Origin of the sequence: Dietzia sp. SYD-A1, assembly GCF_015356725.1 — a bacterium.
Lineage (GTDB): Bacteria > Actinomycetota > Actinomycetes > Mycobacteriales > Mycobacteriaceae > Dietzia.
In genome coordinates this window covers 1-4,404 of record NZ_JADDKI010000070.1, presented here as the reverse complement: position 1 = coordinate 4,404, position 4,404 = coordinate 1, and the positions used below count along the sequence as shown (strand labels likewise).

Annotated in this window: 5 protein-coding genes and 1 tRNA gene; 3 read left to right on the top strand and 3 right to left on the bottom strand. The window is 72.3% G+C overall.

The features are described from left to right. The 3 genes from IY392_RS03670 to IY392_RS03660 form a co-directional block, all read right to left on the bottom strand. Window positions 1-794: ABC transporter permease (locus tag IY392_RS03670; protein WP_194860528.1), on the bottom strand; the 794-nt coding region annotated here is incomplete at its 3' end. Continuing rightward, window positions 791-1,537, bottom strand: coding sequence for a molybdate ABC transporter substrate-binding protein (gene modA / locus IY392_RS03665; RefSeq protein WP_194860527.1), 747 nt, complete (start codon window positions 1,535-1,537; stop codon window positions 791-793). The genes modA and IY392_RS03670, both read right to left, overlap by 4 nt. A 73-nt stretch (window positions 1,538-1,610) precedes the next feature. After that, complete coding sequence (locus IY392_RS03660) at window positions 1,611-2,105, bottom strand: YajQ family cyclic di-GMP-binding protein (protein WP_107757128.1); 495 nt, start codon at window positions 2,103-2,105, stop codon at window positions 1,611-1,613. Between the two features lie 143 nt (window positions 2,106-2,248). Here IY392_RS03660 and IY392_RS03655 point away from each other — a divergent pair. From IY392_RS03655 to IY392_RS03645, 3 genes are all read left to right on the top strand, one after another. Beyond that, window positions 2,249-2,331, top strand: a tRNA-Tyr gene (locus IY392_RS03655). 176 nt (window positions 2,332-2,507) lie between these two features. After that, entirely contained in the window at window positions 2,508-3,527 is a 1,020-nt protein-coding gene (locus tag IY392_RS03650) for a polyprenyl synthetase family protein (RefSeq protein ID WP_194860526.1), read from the top strand. After that, window positions 3,524-4,404: phytoene/squalene synthase family protein (locus tag IY392_RS03645; RefSeq protein ID WP_194860525.1), on the top strand; the 881-nt coding region annotated here is incomplete at its 3' end. The genes IY392_RS03650 and IY392_RS03645, both read left to right, overlap by 4 nt.

The following is a 4,404-nucleotide window of genomic DNA, read 5'->3' as shown; positions in this document are numbered from 1 at the left end:
CAACCACGGTGCACGCTCACGCGCCGCGCAACGAACGCCGAGGAGGCCATGAGCATCGCGGCCACCACGATCAGCAGCAGGGCCAGGGCCAGCGCGGCGTCGGCGCCGGATTCGCGGTTCAGGTAGATCTCCAGCGGCAGGGTGCGCGTGGTCCCCTGCAGGGACCCGGCGAAGGTCAGGGTGGCTCCGAACTCGCCCAGCGCGCGCGCGAAGGACATCGACGCCCCGGCGAGCAGTGCGGGCAGGACCAGCGGCAGTGTCACCGTGGCGAGCACCCGGGTGGGGCCGGCCCCCAGGGAGGCCGCGGTGCGTTCGAGCCGGGCGTCCACGGATCGCAGCGCCCCCTCGAGGGAGATCACGAGGAACGGCATGGCGACGAAGGTCTGGGCGATCACCACGGCCGCGGTGGTGAAGCCGATCTCGATGCCGAGGACGGACAGGTGCCGGCCCACCACTCCGGCGCGTCCGAGGGTGGTGAGCAGGGCCAGCCCCGCGACCACCGGCGGGAGCACCATCGGCAGCGCCGTCACCGTGCGGGCCACACCGGCCAGGGGCCCGTGGCTCCGGGACAGCACGACGGCGAGGGGTGTGCCCAGCAGGACGCAGAGCAGGGTGGACACCGCGCACGTGCGCAGGCTGAGCAGCGTGGCCTGGCGGGCGGCCTCGGACGTGAGCAGCTCGGGGACCGCCGCCCACGGGATGCGCACCGCCATGCCCAGCAGCGGCACCGAGGTCAGGGCCAGCGCCGAGAGCGCGGCGACGAGCAGCCAGCGGGGGAGCGGGGGTCGGGTCACGGGAGGCCGAACCCGTGGTCGCTCAGTACGGTGCGCCCCACCGGGCCGGTGACCGCGTCGACGAACCGCCGGGCCGCATCCGCCCGGTCCGCCTCACCCCGGTGGGTCACCGCGATCTGATACCGGGTGGGTGCGGACGACGCGGTGGGGATCGCGATCTGCTCGACCTTGTCACCGGCGGAGCGGGCGTCGGTGAGGTAGACGATCCCCGCGTCGGCCTCCCCGGAGGTCACCTTGCCCAGCACGTCCGTGACCTTGGATTCCTCGCTCACCGGTCGCAGCTGCACCCCGGTCGCCCCGGCCAGCGCTCGTGCGGCGTCGCCGCAGGGGACCCCCTCCGCGCACACGACGAGTCGGGCGTCGGCGAGTGACCGGTCGAGTCCGGTGATGCCGGCGGGATTCCCGGGCGGGGTGACCAGGGTGAGGACGTTGGTCGCGAACTCCACCGGCGCTCCCGGGATCAGCCCCTCGGCCACCGCCCGGTCCATGCTCCGAGAATCCGCCGAGGCGTACACGTCCGCGGGAGCGCCCGCGGCGATCTGGTCGACCAACCCGGGGGACCCGTCGAACGACAGTCGGATCTGCATGCGCGGGTCGTCCCGCTCGACCTCGTCGGCGATCCGGGTGAACGCGCTGGTGAGGGAGGACGCGGCGAAGACGGTGAGTCGAGGGGAGCCCTCGTCGTCGTCGCCCCCGACAGCACATCCGGCCAGCAGGGACACGCCCACGGTCGCTGCCACCACCCGGACTCCCGATCCCACGGCGGTGCGCCGCCGGCGCCTCGGGCGTCCCCCTGGGTAGGGCACTGTCGACGGCCTACCGGTAGTTGGTGAACTGCAGCGCGACCTCGAGGTCGGCCTTCCTCAGCAACGCCATGCACTCCTGCAGGTCGTCGCGCTTCTTGGACGACACCCGGATCTCCTCGCCCTGGATCTGCGCCTTGACGCCCTTGGGCCCCTCGTCGCGCAGGAGCTTGGTGATCTTCTTGGCGTTCTCCTTGTCGATGCCCTGCTTGAGCGAACCGACCAGGCGGAATCCCTTACCGGACGGCATCGGATCGCCCACCTCGAGCGCCTTCATGCTCAGGCCCCGGCGTACTAGCTTCTCGATGAACACGTCCTTGGCGGCCAGAACCCGGTCCTCGGACGCCGCGACGATCTCCACGGCGTCGTCGCCCTTCCATTCGATCCCGGCGTCGGTCCCGCGGAAGTCGTACCGGGTCCCCAGCTCCTTCGCGGCCTGGTTCAGGGCGTTGTCCACCTCCTGGCGGTCGAACTCCGAGACGATGTCGAACGAGGACTCCGAGGCCATGGGCGCGCTCCTTCTCTCACGGTGGGGACGATCCCGGCCAGGCTACCCGGCGCGGACTCAGGCCCGGGTCATCCCGTCGGCCCCCGATTTGGCACCGGGGGTCACACGCGTTGTATCGTGTCCTAGCGCCTCAACGGGTGCACGCCAGATTGCCCGAGCGGCCAAAGGGAGCGGATTGTAAATCCGTCGGCTTATGCCTACGTTGGTTCGAATCCATCATCTGGCACTCGGAGACCCCTGCCACAAGCGGGGGTCTTCGTGCATTTCGGGGCCGCGATAGTGTGAGCGTGTGACACCGTGGACTTTCGCGGCTCCGGGCGAGGGGTGCCGGTGCGCCGCATCTCGTCGAGAAGATTCGGGGTGAGGGGTATCCAGGACAGGGTCGGCTCCGAACAACAGGACATGACACTGGATTCGGTATCCGCCGCCCAGCGGATGACTGCTCGTGCCCTGCCCGAGGGTCTGGGGTCTGCCGTCGACGACTGGACGGCCGACCTCGACGCCACGACCCGATCCGGCAAAGGAATGCGCTCGGCGTTGTTCGATGCCGTCTTCACGCACTCGGGCGGGCGCGACGAGGCGGTCCGCACCGCGGCCGGTCAGGCGCTGGAACTTCTTCACGAGGCCTTTCTCGTCCACGACGACGTGGCCGACGGCGACGACCACCGCCGTGGCCGACCCAATCTGCAGGGTCTCACCACGACCCGGGGCGCCGAACAGGGTCTGCCGCGCGAGACCGCCGCCCACGTCGGCATGGTGGGGGGCCTGCTCGGCGGCGACCTCCTGCTGGTGGCCGCGATGGGTCAGTTCGCCCGGCTACCCGTGCCGGGGCCCGTGCTGCACCGCGCCATGGTGGAGGTCGAGGGCGCGGTGGTGGCCTCCGTCGCGGGGGAGTACGCCGACGTGCAGGGGGCGGCCCGCGGGGAGCCCGTCACCCAGGAGCACGCGCTGGCGATCGGCGCCGCCAAGACCGCCGCCTACTCCGTGACCCTGCCGCTGGTGCTGGGCGTGATCCTGGCCGGAGGGCCGGAGGAGCTGATCCCCCCGCTCCGGGAGGCCGGTCGCCATCTGGGGACGGCATACCAGGTGGTCGACGACGTGCTGGGCGTGTTCGGCGACCCGGCGGTGACGGGAAAATCCAACGAGGGCGACCTGGTGCGACGGGCCCCCACCGTGTTGCTCGCCCACGCCGCCACCACCGACCTGTGGCCGAGCATCGACGCCGCGCTCGGCGAGCTCGACCCCGACCCCTCCGCCGCCCGGTCCCTGCTGGCCGAGTGCGGTGCCCGCGACCACGCGCTGGGGATCGCGGAGGACCTGGTGACCGCCGCCCGTGCCGCTCTGGACTCCCCGGCCGTCCCGCACGAGCTGCGCTCCGCGCTCGACCACCACCTCGCCACCGCCCTCGAGAGGACCCGATGACCCCGCAGAGCCCGCACGCCGAGTTCACGGAGGCCGCCCGCGCGTGCAGTGACGTGATCCTGCGCCGCTACTCCACCTCGTTCGCCCTGGCCTGCCGGCTGTTGGCGCCGACGACCCGTCCGCACGTCGCGGCGATCTATGCCTGGGCCCGCGTCGGGGACGAGGTCGTCGACGGTGCGATGGACGACCCCGTCGCGGCCCGCGACCTCATCGCCGAGGCCCGGCGGCGCACCCACCGCGCGGTCGAGCGGGGTCTCGACCCCGATCCGGTCACCCACGCCTTCGCGGACACCGCCCGCCGGTTCGGGATCGGTGCGAGGTTGATCGACCCGTTCTACGACTCGATGGAGGCCGACCTGGAGGTCACCGAGCACACCGAGGAGTCGCTGCGCCGGTACATCCACGGTTCCGCCGAGGTGATCGGGGAGATGTGCCTGCGGACGTTCGCCGGCGGGGGACTGGGCGACGACGACGAGCTGGCCGCCGGCGCGCGGGCCCTCGGATCGGCGTTCCAGAAGGTCAACTTCCTCCGGGACATCCGGGAGGACTCGCTCGAGCTCGGCCGCAACTATCTTCCGGGCCGTGACCCGCGCGCACTGACCGAGCGCGACGTCGCCGAGCTCGCCGACGACGTGGATGCGGATCTGCGCGTCGCCCGCCTCTCGATCGATCGGATCCCCGGGCGTGACCGGGTGGCCGTGCTGGCCGCGCACGATCTGTTCGCCGAGCTCAACGACCGCCTGCGGGTGGCCGGCGCGGCCGGGGTGAGTGCCGGTCGGGTCCGGGTCCCGGGCCCCGTCAAGCTCGCCGTACTCGGGCGGGCCGCCTCGGGGCGGGGACGGACCACCGCCGCCCGTGGACGGGCGGGCGTGCGATG

Coding starts and splice junctions, on each gene's coding strand:
- IY392_RS03650 (WP_194860526.1), top strand. CDS start 2,508: ATGACACTGGATTCGGTATCCGCCGCCCAGCGGATGACTGCTCGTGCC.
- IY392_RS03660 (WP_107757128.1), bottom strand. CDS start 2,105: ATGGCCTCGGAGTCCTCGTTCGACATCGTCTCGGAGTTCGACCGCCAG.